Genomic DNA, 22239 nt, shown 5'->3' with positions numbered 1-22239 from the left:
ATGAGGGTCGTATTACTCGGCCGCTTCCGCCGTCCCCGGTCCGACCTTGGAATTGTGCAGATCGACGTTGAGGCCGAGCGAGCGCATTTCCTTGACCAGCACGTTGAACGATTCCGGAATACCGGCCTCGAAGGTGTCGTCGCCACGCACGATCGCCTCGTACACCTTGGTACGGCCGGCGACGTCGTCCGACTTCACGGTCAGCATTTCCTGGAGCGTGTACGCCGCGCCGTAAGCCTCGAGCGCCCACACTTCCATTTCGCCGAAGCGCTGACCGCCGAACTGCGCCTTGCCGCCCAGCGGCTGCTGGGTAACGAGCGAGTACGGACCGATCGAACGCGCGTGGATCTTGTCGTCGACGAGATGGTGCAGCTTGAGCATGTAGATGTAGCCCACCGTCACCTTGCGGTCGAAGGCGTCGCCGGTGCGGCCGTCATAGACGGTCGACTGGCCCGAAGCGTCCAGACCGGCAAGCTTCAGCATCTCCTCGATGTCGGCTTCCTTGGCGCCGTCGAACACCGGCGTCGCGATCGGAACGCCGCGGCTCAGATTGTGGCCGAGCTCGATCAACTCGTTGTCGTTGAGCGACTTGATCGTCTCGTCCTCGCCGTAGACCTTCTTCAAGGTTTCCTTCAGCGGCCGGATGTCCTGCTTCGACAAATAGGCATCGACCGTCTGGCCGATACGCTTGCCGAGGCCGGCACAGGCCCAGCCGAGATGGGTCTCGAGGATCTGTCCGACGTTCATGCGCGATGGCACGCCGAGCGGATTGAGCACGATGTCGGCATGCGTACCGTCTTCGAGGAACGGCATGTCCTCGATCGGCACGATCTTCGACACCACGCCCTTGTTGCCGTGGCGGCCGGCCATCTTGTCGCCGGGCTGGATCTTGCGCTTCACCGCGACGAAGACCTTGACCATCTTCATCACGCCGGGCGGCAATTCGTCACCGCGCTGAAGCTTTTCGACCTTGTCGAGGAAGCGCTGTTCCAGCCCCTTCTTCGACTCGTCGTACTGCTTCCGCATGGCCTCGATCTCGGCCATCAGCTTGTCGTTCGGCGAAGCGAACAGCCACCACTGCGACTTCGGGTACTCCTCGAGCACCGCACGGGTGATCTTGGTGTCCTTCTTGAAGCCCTTCGGACCGGCGATGCCCTGCCGTCCTTCGAGCAGCTCGGCAAGACGGTTGTAGACGTTGCGGTCCAGGATCGCCTGCTCGTCGTCGCGGTCCTTGGCCAGACGCTCGATCTCTTCCCGCTCGATCGCCAGCGCACGCTCGTCCTTGTCGACGCCGTGCCGGTTGAACACGCGCACTTCGACGATGGTGCCCTGCACGCCCGGAGGAACGCGCAGCGAGGTGTCGCGGACGTCGGAAGCCTTCTCGCCGAAGATGGCGCGCAGGAGCTTTTCTTCCGGCGTCATCGGGCTTTCGCCCTTCGGCGTGATCTTGCCGACCAGGATGTCACCGGCGCGTACTTCCGCGCCGATGTACACGATGCCGGCTTCGTCGAGGTTCTTCAGCGCTTCTTCCGAGACGTTCGGAATGTCGCGGGTGATTTCCTCGGGTCCGAGCTTGGTGTCGCGGGCCATTACCTCGAATTCTTCGATATGAATTGAGGTAAACACGTCTTCCTTCACGATCCGCTCGGACAGCAGGATCGAGTCTTCGAAGTTGTAGCCGTTCCACGGCATGAACGCGACGAGCACGTTCCGGCCGAGCGCGAGCTCGCCGAGATCGGTCGACGGACCGTCGGCGATGATGTCGCCCTTCTTGACAATGTCGCCGACCTTCACCAGCGGACGCTGGTTGATGCAGGTCGACTGGTTGGAGCGCTGGTACTTCATCAGCCGGTAGATATCGACGCCCGACTTGGTCGGATCGAGATCTTCCGTGGCGCGGATCACGACGCGGGTGGCGTCGATCTGGTCGATCACGCCCGAACGGCGCGCCGCGATCGCAGCACCCGAGTCACGCGCAACCACGCCTTCCATGCCGGTGCCGACGAACGGCGCTTCGGCGCGAACCAGCGGCACCGCCTGGCGCTGCATGTTCGAGCCCATCAGCGCGCGGTTGGCGTCGTCGTTCTCGAGGAACGGGATCAGCGCGGCCGCGACCGAAACGAGCTGCTTCGGCGACACGTCCATGTAGTCGACCTTGTCCGGGGTCACCGGCAAGACTTCGCCGGCGTGACGGCAGACCACGAGATCTTCGGTGAAGCGGCCCTTCGGATCGAGCGGCACGTTGGCCTGCGCGACCGTGTAGCGGCCCTCTTCCATCGCCGAGAGGTACACGACCTCGTCGGTGACGCGGCCGTCCTTGACCTTGCGGTAAGGCGTCTCGACGAAGCCGTACTTGTTCACGCGCGCGAAGGTCGCGAGCGAGTTGATCAGGCCGATGTTCGGACCTTCCGGCGTCTCGATCGGGCAGATGCGGCCGTAATGCGTCGGATGCACGTCGCGGACCTCGAAGCCGGCGCGCTCGCGGGTCAGACCGCCCGGTCCAAGTGCCGACAGGCGGCGCTTGTGGGTGATCTCCGACAGCGGGTTGGTCTGGTCCATGAACTGCGAGAGCTGCGAGGAGCCGAAGAACTCGCGCACGGCGGCGGCCGCCGGCTTGGCGTTGATCAGGTCCTGCGGCATGACCGTGTCGATGTCGACCGAAGACATGCGCTCCTTGATCGCGCGCTCCATGCGAAGCAAGCCGATGCGGTACTGGTTCTCCATGAGCTCGCCGACCGAACGCACGCGGCGGTTGCCGAGATGGTCGATGTCGTCGATCTCGCCCTTGCCGTCGCGCAAATCCACCAGCGTCTTGATGACGGAGAGGATGTCTTCCTTGCGGAGCGTGCGTTGGGTGTCGGGCGCATCGAGGTCGAGGCGCATGTTCATCTTGACGCGACCGACCGCCGAGAGGTCGTAGCGCTCGGCGTCGAAGAACAGTGACTGGAACATTGCCTGCGCCGAATCCAGCGTCGGCGGCTCGCCGGGACGCATCACGCGGTAGATGTCGAACAGCGCGTCCTCGCGCGTCATGTTCTTGTCGGCCGCGAGGGTGTTGCGGATGTAGGCGCCGACATTGACGTGGTCGATGTCGAGCAGCGGCAGCTCCTTGTAGCCGTGCTCGTTGAGAACCTTGATCGACTTGTCGGTGATCTCTTCACCGGCTTCCGCGTGGATCTCGCCGGTCTTGGGATTGACGAGGTCCTCGGCGATGTAGTTGCCGACGAGCTCAGCATCCGAGAGGCGCAGCGCCTTCAGCCCCTTCTCCTGCATCTGACGCGCACCGCGCACGGTGAGCTTCTTGCCGGCTTCGAGCACGACCTTGCCGGTATCGGCGTCGATCAGGTCGTTGATGGTCGAGTAGCCGCGGAAACGATTGGCGTCGAACGGAACGCGCCAGCCTTCCTTGATCCGCTTGTACTGGATCTTCTTGTAGAAGGTGCTGAGGATCGCCTCGCCGTCGAGACCAAGCGCGAACATCAGCGACGTCACCGGAAGCTTGCGGCGACGGTCGATACGCGCATAGACGATGTCCTTGGCGTCGAACTCGATGTCGAGCCAGGAGCCGCGATATGGGATCACGCGAGCGGCGAACAGCAGCTTGCCCGACGAATGGGTCTTGCCCTTGTCGTGGTCGAAGAACACGCCCGGCGAACGGTGCATCTGCGAGACGATGACGCGCTCGGTGCCGTTGACGATGAAGGTGCCGTTCATCGTCATGAGCGGGATGTCGCCCATGTAGACGTCCTGCTCCTTGATGTCCTTGACCGACTTCGCGCCGGTTTCCTCGTCGATATCGAACACGATGAGGCGTAGCGTCACCTTGAGGGGGGCCGCGAAGGTCATGCCGCGCTGGCGGCACTCGTCGACGTCGTATTTCGGCGGCTCGAACTCGTAGCGGACGAATTCCAGCATCGAGGTGCCCGAGAAGTCGGAGATCGGGAACACCGAGCGGAACACCGCCTGCAAGCCCTCGTCCGATCGACCGCCCTGGGGCTCGTCGACCATCAGGAACTGGTCATAGGACGCCTTCTGAACCTCGATGAGGTTCGGCATCTCGGCGACTTCCTTGATGTGTCCGAAGAACTTGCGAACGCGTTTGCGACCGGTGAATGTCTGCTGCGCCATCGTGGCCTCTCATTTTCGTCGCCCGATTTGGGCGCGCCCTCCGGAACGCGGCGACCGCCGCTCCCCGGGTTGAATTTTTCGAACCCGTCTTGGGGGCCGGAGACTCAGTTTCAGGCAGGAATGTCCTGAATCTGTTCTTCAGACCTTCAAAACGCAAAACGACGCGCGGGGCGCAGGAGCGCGCCCGCCCGTCACAACCAACCTCTTCACGGACTGCAAAAGCCCGAAATAGCTTGCTCTCCCAACGGCTTACAGGGAATGCGGCATCCCTGCCCACCGCGCTTTCGTGCTGCCGACCCGATATGGGGCGACATTAGTGCAGATTCGAGGGACAAACCCTCAAATCCCCACACTTTTTCGTGTTCGGCCTGCGTCGGGTCGTTCCGTCGCACGCCTTTTGCATCTGGCCCGCCGTTTCGGAGAGCGGACCGAGATCCCGGTTGCGATGATGCTGACCGGGATCTCGTGCCAGTAAGCGCTGCTTACTTGAGCTCGACCTTCGCGCCAGCCTTCTCGAGCTGGGCCTTGAGCTTCTCGGCTTCGTCCTTGTTCACGCCTTCCTTGACAGGCTTCGGCGCGCCCTCGACGAGGTCCTTTGCTTCCTTCAGGCCCAGGCCGGTGATGGCGCGGACTTCCTTGATGACCTCGATCTTCTTGTCGCCGGCGGCGGCAAGAACGACCGTGAACTCGGTCTTCTCTTCGGCCGGAGCGGCGGCGGCGCCACCACCAGCCGGGCCAGCCACGGCGACAGCCGCGGCAGCCGAAACGCCCCACTTCTCTTCGAGGAGCTTCGCGAGTTCGGCAGCTTCGAGCACGGTGAGGCTCGAGAGGTCGTCGACGATCTTCTGCAGGTCAGCCATTGTTCAGTTTCCTTGAATGTAAGTCTGGTTCGGGTTTGAGTTTTGCGAAGGGCGTCAGGCCGCTTCGCCCTTTGAGGCATAAGCCTGGATGACGCGCGCGAGCTTGCCCGCGGGCGCGTTGGCGAGCTGAGCGATCTTGGTCGCCGGGGCCACAAGCAGGCCGACGATCTTGGCGCGCAGTTCGTCAAGCGACGGCAGCGAGGCAAGAGCCTTCACGCCGTCGACATTCAGGACGGTCGTTCCCATCGAGCCACCAATGATGACGAACTTTTCGTTCGCCTTGGCGAATTCGACGGCGACCTTTGGCGCCGCTACCGGATCGTCCGAGGTGGCGATCACGGTCGGTCCCTTCAGCATGGGGCCGATGGCAACGACGTCAGTGCCTTCAAGAGCAATTTTGGCGAGACGGTTCTTCGAGACCTTCACCGAGGCGCCAGCCTGCTTCATCTGCGAGCGCAGCTTCTGCATCTGGGCAACGGTCAGGCCGGAATATTGGGCAACGACCGCGACGCTCGTGGTCTTGAAGACCCCATTGAGCTGTTCGACCGCTTCCTTTTTTGCCGCTCGTTCCACAGCAAGCTCTTTCCGGTTGGCGGTCATCGCGAAAGCGGGACCGCCGGGTTGCACCCATCGTCCCGCCCAAACCTGAACCTCAGGGCCAAACCCATCGGACACGCCGGGCAAGACGACAATTCAAAGCCTGCCCTCCGAGAGCCCGTTAGAGCCCACGGCGTGTCGAGGTCCGAACCAAACCCATTCCGCAACCGACCCTAAGGTGGCCACGAAGTGAAATCCGGTCTTCACCCGTCTATGCAGGCCATGCGATTAAGCCGTTGAGAAATCGGAATTCCCCGCGGGCGCCTGCAGTCTTGGACAGGACAAGGTCAGCCGGCGAACCGCCCGACCTCTGCCCGCACCCCACACCCGACGGTTTTCCCTCCCTTTCCAGCAAATCCTCACGGACGCCCTGAAAAGGAATGATCTCCATCGCTTGTTTTCGGAATGCGTGCACGAACGCGCCAGCCGAGGCCGGCACGTCCGGAAGCGGTTCTTTAACCGCTCGGGGCCTGCTTGCCAAGAGCAAAATTCACACCAGTTCCAATCCGTTGCCGCTCGCGCTTAACCATGGCCGAAAAGGGCCGGTTTCCGCTCATTTGACCGCGTAAGGCAACTTCTTGCCCTCGAAAAACGCGGTCAGGTTCGCCAGCACGCAGTTCTGCATGGCGACGTGCGATTCCAGGGTGTGGCCGCCAATATGGGGGGAGAACACGACGTTGGGCAGTGCCGTCAGCGCGTCAGGAGCGTGCGGTTCCTTGTCATAGACATCGAGACCGGCTCCGGCGATGGTCTTCTCCGTGAGCGCCAGCACCAGGGCTTTCTCATCGATCACCGAGCCGCGGGAGATGTTGACGACATAGCCGTCCGCCCCGAGGCGCTTGAGGATATCGGCGCTGACGGCATGCTGGGTCTCGGCTCCTGCCCGGACCGCGATCATCAGCACGCTGCACCAGTCGGCCAGCGCCTCCAAGGTCGGGAAATATTGATAGGGCAGATCGTACCTGCTGCGGCTGAAATAGCCGATCTCGCTCTCGAAGGACGCGCAGCGCGCTGCGATCTTGCGGCCGATCTCGCCCATGCCGTAGACGCCGATGCGGCGGCCCGGCATCCCGGCCTGCGGGCGCATCATCGGCGAGGGCTTTGACGCGGCCCAATCGCCGCTTCGGACGTACTGGTCGGCCACCAGGATTCGCCGCGTCGCCGCGAGCATCAGGGTCATCGCGATGTCGGCGACGGAGGCCGCATTGGCACCCGGGCTATGTCCGACCGCAATATTGCGGGCAACAGCGGCCTTCAGGTCAACACCGTCATAGCCGGTGCCGTAGCAGACGATGGCACCGAGCTTGGGAAATAGGTCCATCGCCTCCGCGCCCAGCGGCGTGCCGCCGGCGGTGAGCACTGCACGGATATCGCCGAGCGCGTCGGCCGAAAACATCTCCCGCGCCGGCTTGCCGCCGGTGTCGAGCAGTTCGAACCGCTCGGCGAAGCGCGCCATCATCGTCTTGGGAAAGCGCGAGTAGATCAGGACCTTGTCAGTCATTGTTCTTGTTTCCGGTGAACGCCGTCACAAACGACGAGGGGCGGAATCGGTTGCCCAATTCCGCCCCTCGCCTCATGTCATTTGCAAACCTTAGCCGAGAATGGTGCCCGGCTCGACCTTCACGCCGGGGCCCATCGACGAGGACACCGCAACGCGCTGGATGTAGGTGCCCTTGGAACCGGCCGGCTTGGCCTTGGAGACAGCGTCAGCCAAGGCCTTGATGTTTTCGACCAGTTTTTCCTCGGTGAACGAGGCCTTGCCGACGCCAGCCTGCAGGATGCCGGCCTTCTCGACGCGGAACTCGACCGAGCCGCCCTTGGCGCCCTTCACGGCGCCGGTGACGTCCATGGTCACGGTGCCGATCTTCGGGTTCGGCATCAGGCCGCGCGGGCCCAGCACCTTACCGAGACGACCGACCAGCGGCATCATGTCGGGGGTCGCAATACAACGATCGAAATCGATCGTGCCGTTCTGCACCTTCTCGACCAGGTCCTCGGCGCCGACGACGTCGGCTCCGGCAGCCTTGGCCTCGTCGGCCTTGGCGCCGCGGGCGAACACGCCGACGCGGAGCGTACGGCCGGTGCCGTTCGGCAGGGTCACAACGCCGCGGACCATCTGGTCGGCGTGACGCGGATCGACGCCGAGATTGATCGCGACCTCGATGGTCTCGTCGAACTTCGCTTTCGCGCGTTCCTTGACCATCTTGATGGCGTCTGCGAGCGGGTAAAGCTTTTCGCGATCAATACCTTCGCGGGCTTTGTTCAAACGTTTTCCGATTGCCATGACCGCTTACCCTGCCACTTCCAGACCCATCGAGCGGGCAGAGCCCTCGACCATCTTCATGGCCGCTTCGATGGAATCGCAATTGAGATCCTTCATCTTCTTCTCGGCGATCTCGCGCACCTGGGCCTTGGTCACCGCACCCGCCTTGTCACGGCCCGGCGCCTTGGAGCCGGACTGGATCTTGGCAGCCTGCTTGAGGAAGAAGGACATCGGCGGCGTCTTCATCTCGAACGTGAACGAACGATCGGCGTAGATCGTAATCACGACGGGAATCGGGGTGTTTTTCTCTTCCTTCTGGGTCTGGGCGTTGAACGCCTTGCAGAACTCCATGATGTTGAGACCGCGCTGACCGAGCGCGGGACCGATCGGGGGCGAAGGATTCGCCGCACCGGCCGGGACCTGAAGCTTCAGGTATCCGGTCACTTTCTTTGCCATGTATCACTCCTGTTGGGCCGGCCTGGGCCGGCGGTTTCAGGTTCGTGGTCTGGGTCGGATGCGGCTGGCAACCGCCCTCTCCCTCCCACGGCCTCTTGTTGCGCGAGACCGAAGCCTCACGCCTACCCGATCAGACCTTCTCGACCTGACCGAATTCCAGTTCGACCGGCGTGGCGCGGCCGAAGATCGACACCGCGACCTTCACGCGCGAGCGCGCCTCGTCGATTTCCTCGACCACACCCGAGAACGAGGCAAACGGGCCATCGGCCACGCGCACGTTCTCGCCGATCTCGAACGACACCGACGCCTTCGGCCGTTCCACGCCCTCCTGCACCTGGTGCAGAATGCGCATGGCCTCGGCTTCCGAGATCGGCATCGGCTTGTTTTCCGCGCCGAGGAAGCCGGTCACCTTCGGCGTGTTCTTGATCAGATGAAACGCCTCGTCGGTCAGCTTCATCTTCACCAGCACGTAGCCCGGGAAGAACTTGCGCTCGGCGTCGATCTTGCGGCCGCGGCGCACTTCCGTGACCTTCTCGGTCGGAACCAGCACCAGTTCGAACAACTCCTCAAGCCCGCGCTGCTTGGCCTGCTCGCGGATCGATTCGGCGACCTTCTTCTCGAAGTTCGAATAGGCGTGGACGATGTACCAGCGCTTGTCAGACAATTGAGCCGTTGCTGTTGCCATCAGTGAATGCCCAGAAGGAAGGTGATGAGGACGCGGATGATCTGGTCGGCGGCGAAGAAGAAGATCGAGGCCACGGCGACCATCACGAACACCATGATGGTGGTGATCGTGGTCTCGCGGCGGGTCGGCCAAGTGACCTTGGCGGTCTCCGAGCGGACTTCCTGCAAGAACTTGAACGGGCTGACTGCCATCGTTTGATGTCCAACGTCCGTCGACAGACGCGAATGAATTTCAGGGATCCGAACAGCCGCCGTTGGCCCAGCCCTCTGTCGAAGGATGAGCCGGAAATCGGGCTCGATTGTTCGGGGATTTCAAAGCCGCGCCGGAGATCCGCGTCTAACGGGCCGGCTGCGAGTGCGCGGTATCTACTGCGGATGGGACCAAAGGTCAAGATAGAGAGGGCCCGCGCGAGTAAACCGACCTCCGCGGGCGACCGATTAGAGATCAGGCCGATCAAGGGCTTATCTGCCGCCTGCAAAGCGCCGCCCCAGCACCTCAGCCGGTTCCACGGAGAACGACACCGCCGGGGGCCCCCTCACCTGCAGCCCCTTTGGCGCCCCCTCAAGGTCAGTCGGCCCGATCGATCGTCGAAATACCCGGCAGCGGCACAACGAACTTTCCGCCCTCGGCGAAATAGCCGGCATGCTTGGCCCGGATCGGATCCACATAGCGCCAGGCGAAGACGACGACGAACGCCGGCTTGCGCTCGTAAAGGGCGGCGGGCGGCAGGATCGGGATGTCGTACCCGGGGCCGGCCATCACGTTCCCCTTGTTGGGGTCGTCGTCCACCAGGAAGTCGATCTTGTTCTCCAGGCCGAACTGCGGCAGCAGCGTCGTGGTCCCGACCGAGACGCCGTAGCCGGCCACGAGCTGGCCGCGCGCATGGGCGGCGTCGGCCATCGCGACCAACTCGTCGCGAATGGCGGCGATTCTCTTCGCATAGGGCACATAGTAGGCCGGCTGATCGACGCCGAGCCGGTCTTCCTCGGCAATGAAGCGTGCCACCTCCGCGGACGGCTTCTTCGCGCCGCCGGCACGCTGCACCGTCACCCGGATCGAGCCGCCCTTGGTCTCGATGTGCTGGACGTCGATCACTTCCATGCCGAGCCGCGCGAAGAAGCGCGTCAGCGGCTTGATGTTAAAATATGACAGATGCTCGTGATAGACGGTATCGAGAAGGTTCTTCTCGGTGACGTCGACGCCATATTGCGTTTCGAAAACGAACAGCCCGTCCGGCGCAAGCACGTCGCGAACCCCGATCACCAGCGGATCGAGATTGTCGACATTGGCGATCATGTTGTTGGCGATCACGACGCTGGCCGCGCCGTGGCTTTGCAGGATGCGGCGACCGATGGCATCGGTGAAGAAATCGCCGATGGTTTCGATTCCCGCTTCCGTCGCACGCCGTGCGATGTCGACGGCGGGATCGACACCCAGCACCCGCATGCCGCGCTCTTTGAAGAAACCGAGCAGCGATCCGTCGTTGCTGCCGAGCTCGACGACCAGCGAGCCCGGCGCGATGGCGAATCGGCTGACGACGTCGTTGGCATAGCCCGCGAAGTGCTCCCGCAGGCCAAGCGAGAGCGAGGTGGTATAAACGTAGTTGCGATACTGGATCTCTGGATTGCCGACGTGGAGAATCTGCAGGTGGCCGCAGTCCGCGCACAGGTGCAGCGCCATCGGCACCGCGGCCCGAAAGACGGGATCCTCGACGCTTGCATCCGGCACCTGGAAGTTCGGCGTGCCGATGGGCATGCCTGCCATCGGGACGACAAGCTCTTGCTTGTCCGAATGACAGAGGCGGCAGGTATGGCGGACGTAAAACAAGTTTTTCATCGTAGGACCGTAAAACGGAGACATGCGAGCGGGTGAGGTATCTCACCACGTGGTGATCAGATCGACGACACCGCCTCAGGACGCCGGATATTCCGCGCGACCGATGATGAGGTCGATCGCGGCCATCATCCAGAACTGATGCGTGGTCTCGACAATATTGTAGCTGCGACTGTCGACGTAATAATTGACGTCGCCGAGATTGCGCAGCGGATTCTCCGCGTTCATGCCCGACAGCGTGATCACATCGAGCTTCATCGTCCGCGCCTGCGCGACCGCCTTGAGAATGTTCTTCGAGCGTCCCGACGAGCTGATCGCGACTAGGCAATCGCCGGAGCGGGCGCTCAGCCTCACAGCATGCGCAAGCCAGTCCTCGAAGCCGTAATCATTGGCAAGGCACGACATCATGCTGGCATCGCTGAAGCAGAGTGCCGGCACCGATGCGTTCTTCGCCAGATCGATTGCGAGATGGGAAGCAATGCCGGCCGAACCTCCATTGCCGATGAAGATGACGCGGCCGCCCTGCTCGCGCGCACGCAACCAGGCCGTGCGGGTGTCGGAAATCCTGGCGAAAACCCCGTCGTCAATTGCCGTCGCGTGATGGAGGCGCCTCACATAATCGTCGAGGAAAGCCTTGTGATCGGGATCGATGTGCTCCACAGGCATAGGTTGGCAGCTCGACGGCGACATGACGCCCTGATACCGGCTATCACCAGCATTTGCAAAGGTATATTACCTTCGAAGTTGACCGCAGCCGATTCGGTTTCCACCTTACACTCAACATTGGCGGGCCTGTTTCGCTGGGCATTCGCATCACGGATGTTCCTATGAAGTGCATCGTTACTGGCGGCGCCGGCTTCATCGGCAGTCACCTCGTCGACCGCCTCCTCGACGATGGCCACGAGGTCGTCGCGCTCGATAATTTTGTGATCGGACGCCCCGAAAATCTGGCCTCGCGCGTCGATTCTGATCGACTGAAGATCGTGCGGGCCGACGTCACCGAACTCGAATCGATCAAGCCGCATTTCGACGGCATCGACTGGGTATTCCATCTCGCAGCGCTGGCCGACATCGTTCCCTCGATCGAGTCCCCGATCCCGTATCACCGCGCCAATGTCGATGGCACGGTCCACGTTCTCGAGGCTGCACGGCAGGCGGGCGTCAGCCGCTTCGTTTATGCCGCGTCGTCGTCCTGCTACGGAATTCCCGACGTCTATCCGACGCCGGAGAGCGCCGAGATCCGGCCGATGTATCCCTATGCCCTCACCAAGAATCTCGGCGAGCAGTGCGTCATGCACTGGTGCCAGGTCTACAAGCTGCCCGCGGTCGCGCTGCGCCTGTTCAACGTGTACGGGCCCCGCCACCGCACCACGGGCACCTACGGCGCCGTGTTCGGCGTGTTCATGGCGCAGAAGCTCGCCGGCAAGCCCTTCACGGTGGTCGGCGACGGCGAGCAGACCCGCGACTTCACCTTCGTCAGCGATGTCGCCGACGCTTTCGTGACCGCCGCGCGCTCCGACGTCTCGAACGAGATTTTCAACGTCGGCTCAGACAACACCTACAGCGTCAACCGGCTGGTCGAGCTTCTCGGCGGCGACAAGGTCCACATTCCCAAGCGCCCCGGCGAGCCCGATTGCACCTATGCCGACATCACCAAGATCAAGCGGATCCTGAAATGGACGCCGAAGGTAAAATTTGAGGATGGGGTCGCGACGATGCTGAAGTCGATGGATCAGTACAAGGACGCTCCCCTGTGGACGGTGGACAAGATCGCGGACGCCACGAAGGACTGGTTCAAATATCTCGGGGACAACAACGACGCGGCGTCCGGCGCGCCGCAGAAGGCAAGCCAGTGAACAGGCTCGCCGGGTATTGTTGCCGCGAATCGATCAATTCCGGGCCGCCCGGCTGAGGCCGGCTGGCGCTTTGGGTTATTCACATGGGCACTATTCCGACCGGCAATCCCGCGTTGAACGACCAACTGGCGACGCACGAAAAGATCAAGACAATCGAGGAACTGGGCGAGATCGCGCGGTCCGCGCAAGCGCGGGGCCGGAAGGTTGCACTCTGCCACGGAGTCTTCGACCTCGTGCATCTCGGCCATATCAGGCACATCCAGGCGGCGCGCAACGAGGGCGACGTCGTCATGGTGACGATCACCGCCGACCGTTACGTCAACAAGGGACCGGGTCGGCCGATCTTCCCCGAAAACATGCGGGCCGAGATGCTGGCCTCGCTCGCGAACGTCGATTGGGTCGGCATCAATCACACCTCCAGCGCCGAGCCGATCCTGGATACGGTGCGGCCGGACATCTATGTGAAGGGGTCCGACTACGAAAACCCCGAAGACGACGTAACCGGCAAGATCCGGACCGAGCGCGACGCCGTCGAGCGTCACGGCGGACGCATCGTGTTCACGCGCGACGTGACCTTCAGCTCCTCGTCGCTGGTGAACCGGTATGTCGACATCTACGATCCGCCACTCCGCGACTACCTGCAAAAGGTCCGTGAAGGTGGCGGCGCCGATCGCCTGCTGAAGCTCATCGACAAGGTGCAGGACATGCACGTCGTGCTGGTCGGCGACACCATCATCGACGAATACCAGTACGTCACGGCGCTCGGAAAGGCATCGAAGGAAAACATCGTCGCCACGCTCTTCAAGAGCGGCGAGCAATTTGCCGGCGGCGTCATCGCCGCGGCCAACCATGTCGCGAGCTTCTGTAAATCGGTGGAAGTCGTCACGACGCTGGGCGGCAACGACTACCCCGAAGAGTTCATTCGTGCGCATGTCCGCCCGAATGTCACGTTTACGCCGATCCGCCTTCCGAGCCGTCCGACGACCCGCAAATCGCGGTACGTCGAGCTGGGATATCTGCACAAGCTGTTCGAAGTCTACACCATGGACGATACGCCGCTCGACGAGGCCGATCGGAAGGAGATCGACCGTATCACGACGGAGCGCGTGCGTGGCGCGGACGTAGTCATCGCCACCGATTTCGGTCACGGCATGATCGCGTCGAGCACGATCGACACCCTGATCGCCAACTCCAAGTTCCTTGCGGTCAATGCCCAGAGCAACAGTGGCAATCACGGCTACAACCTGATCACGAGGTATCCGCGGGCGGACTACATCTGCATCGATGCGCCGGAGGCGCGTCTGGCTGCAACCGACAAGTTCAGCGACATCGCGTCCGTGATCGAGGCCGGCCTGCACGGCAAGATCGACTGCGACAACATGATCATCACGCACGGCTCCTTCGGCTGTTACCCCTTCTCGTCGAAAACGGGCGTCACGCGCGTCCCCGCCTTCACCAAGACCGTCGTGGACACTGTCGGCGCGGGCGACGCCTTCCTGACGATCACCGCGCCGCTGGTCGCCGCCGGCGGCAATATCGAGGACGTCGCCTTCATCGGCAACGCGGCCGGCGCGATCAAGGTCGGGATCGTCGGCCACCGCAGCTCGGTCGAAAAGGTGCCGCTGGTCAAGTTCGTCACGGCCTTGCTGAAGTAGCGCGACGGCAGATACTGGAGAACGACAGTGATTGGTCAAAAATGGAATGTGATGGTCACCGGGGGTGCCGGCTATGTCGGCAGCGTGCTGGTTCCCCAATTGCTCGCTGCGGGCCACAAGGTCACCGTGCTCGACCTGTTCATGTATGGCGAGGATGTGTTCGATGCCATCCGCAACAATCCCGATTTGCGCCTGATCAAGGGTGACATCCGTGACGAGGCCGCGATCAACGAGGCCCTGCGCGGCAACAACGCCGTGATCCACCTTGCCTGCATCTCCAACGATCCGTCGTTCGAGCTGGACCCGGGGCTCGGCAAATCCATTAACTACGACTGCTTCCGGCCGATGGTGCGCGCCGCCAAGAAGGCGGGCATCAAGCGCTTCATCTATGCCTCCTCGTCCAGCGTCTACGGCATCAAGGACGAGGCCGAGGTGACCGAGGACTTGTCCTGCGAGCCGCTCACGGACTACTCGAAGTTCAAGGCGATGTGCGAGACCGACCTTGCCGACGAGGCCGCGTCCGGTTTCGTCACCTGCACGGTTCGTCCCGCCACCGTCTGCGGCTACGCACCGCGGCAGCGGCTCGACGTCGTCGTCAACATCCTGACAAATCTCGCGGTCAACACCGGCCGCATTCGCGTGTTCGGTGGAACGCAGCGCCGGCCTAATTTGCACATCGAGGACATGTCAGCCGCCTATCTGTTCCTGCTCCAGCAGGATGACGCGAAGATCGACGGCAAGACCTACAATATCGGCTACGAGAACCACTCGCTGATGAAGATCGCCGACATCGTTAAGTCAGTGGTCGGCAGCAATGTCGACGTCGTCGTCGAGCCGACCGACGATCTCCGCTCCTACCACGTCTCTTCGAAGAAGATCCGCCGCGAGCTCGGCTTTGCGCCGACCCACACGATCGAGCAGGCCGTGTCCGGCCTCGTCAACGCCTTCAAGGGCGGTCGCCTGCCGAACTCGCTCAACGACCCCCGGTACTTCAACATCAAGATGATGCAGAACATCAGCCTGAAGTGAGCGGCGTGCGGATCGGCATCGATTTCGACAACACGATCATCTGCTACGACAAGGTCTTTGCCACCGTCGCACGTCAGCATGGGCTGGTGCCGGAAGGCTGGGAGGGGCTGAAGACCGACCTACGGGATCATCTCCGGTCCCGCGCGGGCGGCGAGCTCGCCTGGCAAGGACTGCAAGGCTTCGTCTACGGCAAGGGAATTGGCGGCGCCGAAATCTATCCAGGAGTGCGGGAATTCCTGGCGACGTGCAAGCAGGCCGGCTCGAAGGTCTGCATCGTCAGCCACAAGACCCGATTCGGTCATCAGGACCCCGACCGCACCGATCTGCGTGACGCCGCGCGCAGTTGGCTGCGGAGAGCCAACCTGGTCGACGCTGCGGATGCGGCGCTGGCTATCGACGATGTCTATTTCGAGGACACACTGCCCGCCAAGGTCGAGAGGCTCGTGAGCCTGAAGCTCGACGTCTTCATCGATGACCTCATCGACGTCTTCGAGCAACCGCATTTTCCGAAGGCCACGCGATCGATCCTGTTCACGCAGTCGCAGCCGCCCCACCCCGAACACTGCAAGCCAATCGCGACATGGGCCGATATCCGCCGCGAGGTGTTTGCGGCATGAGCGAGACCGACATCACCGCGCCGGATGCGATGGCGATCGGCAGCCGCCTGGCCGGTGCGCGTGTTGCGTCCGCCCAGCCGGCACGATCCGGCGGCAACAACAGGGTGTTTCGGCTGGAGATGGCGAACGGACCGCCCCTCGCCCTCAAGCATTACCCGTCCGACGGACGCGATCGCCTGGGACAGGAGTATGATGCGCTCTCGTTCCTGGCGCGCCATGGCATCACGTCGACACCGCAGCCAGTCGCGAAGGATGCACATGCGTTCTGCGCGCTGTACCAATGGTTCGACGGCGAGGCGGCGGTGCTGCGCCCTCAAGACGACGATGCCGATCAGCTCGCCGATTTCCTCATCGAGCTCCAGAAGTTGCGCGACGCCGAAGGCGCGCAGAATCTGCGCAACGCCTCAGCCAGCATCTTCTCGCCCGAGGCGGCCATCACCCAGTACGAGCAGCGCCTGGACGCACTGAGGCGGGCCTCGGATGATCATCCCGACCTGCGTGCGTTTATCGAAGGCAGCCTAGTTCCCAGCACGGCCGTCGCGATTCGGCAGCTCCGCCGGCGCTACGCGGAACTGGGCAGGGATCCCACGGCGGACCTCGCGCCCACCCATCGCGCGCTGAGTCCGTCCGATTTCGGACTGCACAACGCGTTGCGCGCCGAAGACGGGCGCTTGCGATTCATCGACTTCGAATATTTCGGCTGGGACGATCCGGTCAAGCTCGTGTCCGACACCGCCATTCACCCCGGCAGCGACCTGCCGGAAGCAAGCGCGAATCGCTTGATCGAACGGCTGTCGCGCGCCTTCGAGGCGAGCGATGATGCGTTTGCGATCCGACGTGACGTACTGTATCCTGTGTTCAAGGGAATCTGGTGCCTGATTGTCCTGAACGCCTATTTGCCGGACAGCCGCTCCCGGCGCGCAATGGCTGCGCAAGGTGGCGATGTTACGATCCGCCTCGCCGGTCAGCTCGACAAGGCCCGCCGGCTTCACCAGACGATTCGGCTAACCGATTTACCGAAGTGACCCAAATCTCACCCCACGCTGAAGCCGCCCTCACCTGCACGCTGGATGAGCGCAGCCTTTATTTGCGCCGCCTGGTCTTGGGTTCTGTCCGCTCCGCGGGACGCGGACATGTCGGACCGGCATTGTCGCTGATCGAGATGGTCCGCGTGCTCTACGACGACGTGCTGCGGATCGACCCGAACAACCCGCGCGATCCGGCCCGCGACCGCGCGATCCTCAGCAAGGGACACGGCTGCCTGGCGCTCTATGCGCTGTTGGCCGATCGCGGATTCTTTCCGCTGTCGGAGCTGGACGGCTTCTGCGGCCCCGACAGCATTTTGGGCGGACATCCCGAATACGGAATGGTGCCGGGGGTCGAGGCCTCGACCGGCGCTCTCGGGCATGGTCTGTCGATCGGTGTCGGCCTCGCGCTCGCCGCGCGCATGCGCGAGCGCACCTACCGCACCTTCGTCCTGCTTGGCGACGGCGAGATCAACGAGGGATCGGTTTGGGAAGCTGCCATGGGCGCGGCCAAGCACGGGCTCGACAATCTGGTCGCGCTGATCGACTACAACAAGCTGCAGAGCTACGGGCCCACCGATTACGTCCTGCCGCTGGAGCCGCTCGCCGACAAATGGCGCAGCTTCGGCTTTGCCGTCCAGGAGCTCAACGGCCACGACGTCGGGGCCCTGCGCACCGTCTTGAAGCAGGTCCCGGCCGTTCCGGGAAAACCCACCGCGATCATCTGCCATACCGTCAAGGGCAAGGGTCTGCCGGCCGCGGAATCCAACGCCAATTGGCATCACAAGAACAAGTTGACCGACAGCGAGCTCGACGCCATCCGCGTCGCGGTCGGCGATTTTTGATCGGCTCCTCATGCGCAACACCGCGATGAACATGGTCCACAAGCTCGCCACGCGCGACGAGCGTGTGCTCTACATCGGCTCCGATCCCGGCGCGGGCACCTTGCGCGCGATGAGCAAGGAGTTTCCCAAGCGCCATCTGATCGAAGGCATTTCGGAAGCGCACATCATCGGCATGTCGGCCGGTCTCGCGATGGAAGGCTTCGTGCCCTACGTCAACACCATCGCCACATTCCTCACCCGCCGCTGCTACGAGCAGGTCGCCGTCGATCTGTGCCTGCACAATCTGCCGGTGCGGCTGATCGCCAATGGCGGCGGGCTCGTCTACGCGCCGCTCGGCCCCACCCACCAGGCGATCGAGGACATCGCCATCATGCGGGCGCTGCCGAACATGACGGTGGTCTGCCCCTGCGACGCCGACGAGGCGGCGCGGCTGATGGAGCAAACGCTCGACTGGACCGGGCCGATCTACATCCGGCTCGGCAAAGGCGGTGACGCCGTGGTCTCGAAGGCCGAGCACGGCTTCGAGATCGGCAAGGCCATCCTGATGCGGCCCCCTGGCGACGTCGTCATGGTCACGACAGGCATCATGCTCCAGCGCGCGCTCGCTGCGGCAGATCTGCTGGCGGCGCAGGGCATTCGCGCCGGCATCCTGCACATGCACACCGTCAAGCCGCTCGACAGCGAGGCGCTGCTGCAAGCGATCCGGGGCACCAGGCTGGTAGCGACGCTGGAGGAGCACGTGCCCTCCGGTGGCCTCGGCGGCGCGGTCGCGGAGGCGCTGATCGACAAGCTCGGCTCTGGCCTGCCCGCGATGCTGCGGTTGTCGCTGCCGGACCGGTTCATGCACAATTACGGATCGCAGGACTCGCTGCTGAAGAAGCACGGACTTTCCGCCGATGCCATTGCGACCTCGATCGAGCGCGCGCTCGTCGCCTCGCTCACCTCCTCTCCGCAACTTCATTCCACCTGACGGGTCCCATGCACGACGTTCGATATTCCTATCTGCTCGAGCAATTCTCCGACCCGGCACCGATCCTGGCCGAAATCGGCCGACTGGTGGCGACGGGTGACTTCACCCTGGGCAAGCCGGTCGCCGAATTCGAACGGCGCTTTGCCGAGCTGATCGGCGTGCGTCACGCCATCGGCGTCGGATCGGGCACCGATGCGCTCAAGCTGCCGCTCAAGGCGCTCGGCATCGGCCATGGCGACGAGGTCATCACGGCCGCCAACACTTTCATCGCCACCGTTGGCGCCATCGCCGAGACCGGCGCGACCCCGGTGCTGGTCGACTGCGACGACTCCTTCTGCATGAACGTCGACTACGTCGAAGCCGCGATCACGGAGAAGACCAAGGCGATCATGCCGGTTCAGTTGACCGGCGAAGTCACCGACATGGGCAAGCTGATGGCGATCGCCCAGCGTCACAACATTCCCGTCGTCGAGGATTCCTGCCAAGGCATCCTGTCGGAGTTCGCGGGAAAACGGTCCGGCACCCACGGTATCGCGGCCGGCTTCTCCCTGCATCCGCTCAAGAACCTCAACGTCTGGGGCGATGCCGGCGTCGTCGTCACCAACGACGACGGAATGAACGAGCGACTTCGCCTGATCCGCAACCACGGCATGAGGAATCGCGACGAGATCGCGATCCTCGGCTGCAATTCGCGGCTCGATTCCCTCCAGGCGGTCGTCGGCAACTGGCTGATCGGCCAGACCAGCGAGATCACGCGCCGTCGGATCGAGAACGCGGCCTATTACGATTCGGGCCTTGCCGGCCTGCCCGGCCTGCGCATTCCGCCGCGCCGGCCTAACGTGAAGCACGTCTACCATCTCTACATGGTGTTCGCCGAGCGTCGCGACGAGCTCTACAAATACTGTCTGGACAACGGCATTGAAGCGAAGATCCACTATCCCATCCCGTTGTACCAGCAGGAAGGTCTCAAGCATCTCGGCTACGCGCCGGGCACCTTCCCGGTCACCGACCGCCATGCCCGGGAAGTCATCAGCTTCCCCGTCGACCAGCATCTGACACGGGCGCAGCAGGACCGCGTCATCGAGATCGTTCGGAAGTTCTGCAATGGACGCTGACACCGGCCGCCGACGCATCGGTTACGTCAATCTTCCCGCGCAATTTGAGGAAGAGCGCGTTGAGATCATGCACGCAGTCGAGGCCGTGTTCCGGCGCGGCGACTTCATCGGCGGCGCGGCCGTTGCGAAGCTCGAAGAGGAGCTCGCCACCTATCTCGGCGCGCCGCATGTGGTGACGCTGAATTCCGGCACCGATGCGCTGATCCTGTCCTTGAGGGCGCTCAACATCGGTCCCGGGGACGAGGTGATCGCTCCGCCGAATTCGTTCGTGGCATCGACCGCGGCCATCATCGCCGTCGGCGCCACACCTGTGTTTGCGGACGTGCTGCCGGATCAGAATATCGATCCCGCCGCAGTCGAGGCCGCCGTCACTTCGCGCACCAGGGCGATCATGCCGGTGCACCTGACCGGGCGCATGGCGGACATGAACCCGCTGATGGCGATCGCGGCCAAGCACGCTCTCGCGGTGATCGAGGACAGCGCGCAGGCCGTCGGCTCGACCTATGACGGCCGGATGAGCGGAACCATCGGAACGTTCGGCTGCTTCTCCGCCCACCCGCTGAAGAACCTCAATGCCGCGGGCGACGCCGGCTTCGTCGTCACCGCCGACGCCGAGCTTGCCGCGAGAATTCGCCGCCTGCGCAATCACGGTCTGATCAATCGCAGCGACGTTCAGGAATGGGGCATCGTGTCACGCCTCGACACGGTCCAGGCCGAGGTGCTTCGCATTCGCTTGCGTCACCTGCCCTCTGTCATCGAACGCCGGCGCCGCAACGCCGCGCAATACCGCGCCGAGCTCGCCGGCCTTCCCCTGTTCATCCCGGTTTGCCGCAACATCGAGTTCAACACCTTCCATACCTTCGTCGTGCAGACGGACCGTCGCGACGACCTCCAGAAATATCTTGCCGACAAGGGCATCGAGACCGCGATCCACTATCCGGTACCGATCCATCTCCAGGAGGCGGCGGCGCATCTGGGTCAAGGTCGCGGCGCGTTCCCGGTGACCGAGCGGCAGGCGGATCAGATCCTCACGCTTCCCATCAACCAGTTCCTCTCTGCGTCGGATATCAGCTATGTTTGCGCGACCGCCCGGGAGTATTTTGCATGACGGACACGGCTTTCCTCGGGGCCGATGAGCAGGCACTGGCGCAACGCTTCATCGACGACGGATTCGTCACCACGCCGGCCGACGATCGCGCCGGGCTCGACCGGATCCAGCGGCGCGCCGCCGAGCTCGCGGCGGATTATCTGAAGTTGCCACACGGCAACGACCCCTATGCGATGCTCGACACCATCCACACGCGGGTGAGCGTCGATGATCTCAACGGTCTGCGGCTGCACGTCTTCAACGGCCTCAACGCCGAGCCCTGGTTCCGGCCGACCTATTTCCGTCTGGCGCGCTCGACGATCGAGACCATCGTCGGCAATGAGCTCTGCATGCAGCGCCGCGTCAATCTCAGCATCCAGCTGCCCGGAGACGATTCGTCGCTCCTCGCCACCCATTCCGACGTCTGGTCGGGCGACTCGCCATTCGAGGTCGTGGTGTGGGTGCCGCTGGTCGACGTCCACCGCACCAAATCGATGTATCTGCTGCCGCCATCCCTGGACGGTGACATGCAGGACCGGATGGCCAGCCTGCGCAGCGCCGAGGAACTCTACCAGACCATCAAGCCGCACGCGACCTTCATCGAGATTCCCTACGGTCACGTGATGCTGTTCAACCAGACCCTAATGCACGGCAATCGCATCAACGAGGAAGCCGGCTCGCGCTGGAGCATGAACTGCCGCTTCAAGAGCATCATGTCGCCCTATGCGGACAAGCGATTCGGCGAATTCTTTGAACCGATCCTGCTGCGTCCGGCGACACGCGTCGGCATGCAGTACAAGCTGCCTGGAGGCTTCCATGGCTGAGCGAGCCGGCCACCGCGGCTATATCGGCGCCCGGCCGCTGAACGGCAGCCGCACCCCCCAGCACGTCCAGAACATCGTGATCCGCGACTATGCGCGGCGGAAGAACCTGCATTATCTGCTGAGCGCCGCCGAGCACACCATGCCAGGCAGCTACATGGTGCTCGAGGACATCCTGGACGAGCTGCCGCGATTGCGCGGCCTGATTCTCTACAGCATCTTCATGCTGCCGCCCGACGAGGCTAGGCGGCGGCAGATCTATGACCGCGTGCTGAGCGAGGGCTGCGATCTGCACGCGGCCGTCGAGGAGATCACGCTGTCCTCGCGCGACAACATCCAGGCCGTCGAGGACATCCTGCTCGTCAACAAATTCGCGACCATCCTGTGACGATGCAGC

21 protein-coding genes are annotated in these 22239 nt (G+C 63.2%); 11 read left to right on the top strand and 10 right to left on the bottom strand.

What is annotated here, in order from left to right; translation table 11 throughout:
• Window positions 1–12: 12 nt before the first annotated feature.
• The 10 genes from rpoB to IVA93_RS15135 form a co-directional block, all read right to left on the bottom strand.
• Window positions 13–4128 (bottom strand): DNA-directed RNA polymerase subunit beta, encoded by a 4116-nt coding sequence (gene rpoB / locus IVA93_RS15180; protein ID WP_018456447.1) that lies wholly within the window; start codon window positions 4126–4128, stop codon window positions 13–15.
• 482 nt (window positions 4129–4610) lie between these two features.
• On the bottom strand, window positions 4611–4988 hold the full coding sequence (gene rplL, locus IVA93_RS15175) for a 50S ribosomal protein L7/L12 (protein ID WP_007602994.1): 378 nt from the start codon (window positions 4986–4988) through the stop codon (window positions 4611–4613).
• Between the two features lie 54 nt (window positions 4989–5042).
• The gene (gene rplJ, locus IVA93_RS15170; RefSeq protein WP_027567495.1) at window positions 5043–5561 is read right to left on the bottom strand and encodes a 50S ribosomal protein L10; all 519 of its coding nucleotides are present in this window, start codon (window positions 5559–5561) and stop codon (window positions 5043–5045) included.
• Between the two features lie 577 nt (window positions 5562–6138).
• Window positions 6139–7086, bottom strand: coding sequence for a 2-hydroxyacid dehydrogenase (locus IVA93_RS15165; protein ID WP_247370495.1), 948 nt, complete (start codon window positions 7084–7086; stop codon window positions 6139–6141).
• A gap of 90 nt (window positions 7087–7176) precedes the next feature.
• A complete protein-coding gene (rplA, locus tag IVA93_RS15160) occupies window positions 7177–7869 on the bottom strand; it encodes a 50S ribosomal protein L1 (protein WP_007602988.1) in 693 nt (230 codons plus the stop codon).
• A gap of 6 nt (window positions 7870–7875) precedes the next feature.
• Window positions 7876–8304, bottom strand: coding sequence for a 50S ribosomal protein L11 (rplK, locus tag IVA93_RS15155; RefSeq protein ID WP_018456444.1), 429 nt, complete (start codon window positions 8302–8304; stop codon window positions 7876–7878).
• A gap of 130 nt (window positions 8305–8434) precedes the next feature.
• Window positions 8435–8989: a transcription termination/antitermination protein NusG gene (gene nusG / locus IVA93_RS15150; RefSeq protein ID WP_007602985.1), complete on the bottom strand. Its 555-nt coding sequence runs from the start codon at window positions 8987–8989 to the stop codon at window positions 8435–8437.
• A complete protein-coding gene (gene secE / locus IVA93_RS15145; protein WP_007602984.1) occupies window positions 8989–9180 on the bottom strand; it encodes a preprotein translocase subunit SecE in 192 nt (63 codons plus the stop codon). Before secE ends, nusG begins: the two co-directional genes overlap by 1 nt.
• Before the next feature lie 376 nt (window positions 9181–9556).
• Window positions 9557–10825 (bottom strand): class I SAM-dependent methyltransferase, encoded by a 1269-nt coding sequence (locus IVA93_RS15140; RefSeq protein ID WP_204511516.1) that lies wholly within the window; start codon window positions 10823–10825, stop codon window positions 9557–9559.
• A gap of 75 nt (window positions 10826–10900) precedes the next feature.
• A complete protein-coding gene (locus IVA93_RS15135) occupies window positions 10901–11488 on the bottom strand; it encodes an SIS domain-containing protein (RefSeq protein ID WP_231190741.1) in 588 nt (195 codons plus the stop codon).
• 161 nt (window positions 11489–11649) lie between these two features.
• Here IVA93_RS15135 and IVA93_RS15130 point away from each other — a divergent pair, with 161 nt between their 5' ends.
• The 11 genes from IVA93_RS15130 (at window position 11650) to IVA93_RS15080 (ending at window position 22230) form a co-directional block, all read left to right on the top strand.
• Entirely contained in the window at window positions 11650–12678 is a 1029-nt protein-coding gene (locus IVA93_RS15130) for an SDR family oxidoreductase (RefSeq protein WP_247336020.1), read from the top strand.
• 83 nt (window positions 12679–12761) lie between these two features.
• On the top strand, window positions 12762–14333 hold the full coding sequence (locus IVA93_RS15125) for a PfkB family carbohydrate kinase (protein WP_247789842.1): 1572 nt from the start codon (window positions 12762–12764) through the stop codon (window positions 14331–14333).
• Between the two features lie 27 nt (window positions 14334–14360).
• On the top strand, window positions 14361–15362 hold the full coding sequence (locus IVA93_RS15120; protein ID WP_247336013.1) for an NAD-dependent epimerase/dehydratase family protein: 1002 nt from the start codon (window positions 14361–14363) through the stop codon (window positions 15360–15362).
• Window positions 15363–15367: 5 nt separating this feature from the next.
• Window positions 15368–15979: a hypothetical protein gene (locus IVA93_RS15115; RefSeq protein ID WP_231190734.1), complete on the top strand. Its 612-nt coding sequence runs from the start codon at window positions 15368–15370 to the stop codon at window positions 15977–15979.
• 29 nt (window positions 15980–16008) lie between these two features.
• Window positions 16009–17004, top strand: a complete 996-nt coding sequence (locus IVA93_RS15110) for a phosphotransferase (RefSeq protein WP_247336010.1) — start codon at window positions 16009–16011, stop codon at window positions 17002–17004.
• The gene (locus tag IVA93_RS15105) at window positions 17001–17849 is read left to right on the top strand and encodes a transketolase (protein WP_247335991.1); all 849 of its coding nucleotides are present in this window, start codon (window positions 17001–17003) and stop codon (window positions 17847–17849) included. Before IVA93_RS15110 ends, IVA93_RS15105 begins: the two co-directional genes overlap by 4 nt.
• A gap of 10 nt (window positions 17850–17859) precedes the next feature.
• Window positions 17860–18819 (top strand): transketolase family protein, encoded by a 960-nt coding sequence (locus IVA93_RS15100; protein WP_247335988.1) that lies wholly within the window; start codon window positions 17860–17862, stop codon window positions 18817–18819.
• A gap of 8 nt (window positions 18820–18827) precedes the next feature.
• The gene (locus tag IVA93_RS15095) at window positions 18828–19934 is read left to right on the top strand and encodes a DegT/DnrJ/EryC1/StrS family aminotransferase (RefSeq protein WP_247335969.1); all 1107 of its coding nucleotides are present in this window, start codon (window positions 18828–18830) and stop codon (window positions 19932–19934) included.
• The gene (locus IVA93_RS15090; RefSeq protein WP_247335965.1) at window positions 19924–21042 is read left to right on the top strand and encodes a DegT/DnrJ/EryC1/StrS family aminotransferase; all 1119 of its coding nucleotides are present in this window, start codon (window positions 19924–19926) and stop codon (window positions 21040–21042) included. The genes IVA93_RS15095 and IVA93_RS15090 overlap by 11 nt, the downstream gene beginning before the upstream one ends.
• Entirely contained in the window at window positions 21039–21845 is an 807-nt protein-coding gene (locus tag IVA93_RS15085; RefSeq protein ID WP_247335962.1) for a sporadic carbohydrate cluster 2OG-Fe(II) oxygenase, read from the top strand. The genes IVA93_RS15090 and IVA93_RS15085 overlap by 4 nt, the downstream gene beginning before the upstream one ends.
• Window positions 21838–22230: an LIC12192 family sporadic carbohydrate cluster protein gene (locus IVA93_RS15080; protein ID WP_204511528.1), complete on the top strand. Its 393-nt coding sequence runs from the start codon at window positions 21838–21840 to the stop codon at window positions 22228–22230. The genes IVA93_RS15085 and IVA93_RS15080 overlap by 8 nt, the downstream gene beginning before the upstream one ends.
• Window positions 22231–22239: the final 9 nt, after the last annotated feature.

The organism is Bradyrhizobium sp. 155 (assembly GCF_023101105.1).
GTDB classification, from domain to species: domain Bacteria; phylum Pseudomonadota; class Alphaproteobacteria; order Rhizobiales; family Xanthobacteraceae; genus Bradyrhizobium; species Bradyrhizobium canariense_D.
This window is presented reverse-complemented; position numbering and strand designations above follow the sequence as displayed.